1 protein-coding gene is annotated in these 243 nt (G+C 64.2%); it reads left to right on the top strand.

The features are described from left to right. On the top strand, positions 1 to 243 hold a 243-nt coding region (locus SB751_RS34380), incomplete at both ends, for a pyridoxal-phosphate dependent enzyme (protein ID WP_410749543.1).

Below are 243 nucleotides of genomic sequence, written 5' to 3'. Positions count from 1 at the left end.
CAGTGCGACGGACGGCAACCACGGCAAAGCGCTGGCCGCGGCCGCACGCGATATCGGCTGCCAATGCGTGATCGTGCTTCATGCCAACGTCAGCCGCGAACGCGAGGACGCCATCGCGCACTACGGCGCACGCATCGTCCGGATTGAAGGCGACTACGACGCGTCCGTCGAACATGCCGCGACACTCGCGGCGGACAATCAATGGCATGTCGTCTCGGACACCTCGTACGAAGGCTACGAAAC

The organism is Cupriavidus sp. SIMBA_020 (genome assembly GCF_046535395.1).
GTDB lineage: Bacteria > Pseudomonadota > Gammaproteobacteria > Burkholderiales > Burkholderiaceae > Cupriavidus > Cupriavidus campinensis.
This window is presented reverse-complemented; position numbering and strand designations above follow the sequence as displayed.